This window comes from Pedobacter sp. 01N416, from assembly GCF_056399685.1.
Genome location: NZ_JBFTRT010001152.1, coordinates 1 through 366, shown reverse-complemented (window position 1 = coordinate 366; position 366 = coordinate 1). Strand labels below are relative to the sequence as shown.

At 33.6% G+C, this 366-nt stretch carries 1 protein-coding gene; it reads left to right on the top strand.

The features are described from left to right. Nucleotides 1–47 precede the first annotated feature (47 nt). Nucleotides 48–366, top strand: a 319-nt coding sequence (locus AC1DND_RS29665) for a DUF2569 family protein (protein WP_477586650.1), incomplete at its 3' end; no start/stop codon positions are given.

Below are 366 nucleotides of genomic sequence, written 5' to 3'. Positions count from 1 at the left end.
ACCTTGAACGTTATGATCGATTTACAACGTTCGTTTACCAACTCTGTTTGCTTATCGAAACGGCATTGAACATCTGTATGATTGCATTTAGCATACTGGTGATATTTTTATTTTTTAATCGCCAAAAAATATTTACAAAATATTATATAGGATTGAAAATAGCCGCTATTATTGTTGCCATTCTAGATTTCGCATTTCTGTTTACAATGGGTAATCATATAGGCAATCAACTCTTTACCGCCTCAGATGCTACGACATTAATTAGAAAAATAATCATTTATTCGCTTTGGATAGCTTATTTTATTAAATCTACCCGCGTAAAAAGTACCTTTGTATTTGCGTATCCGGCTTCAGCATGGAGAACGG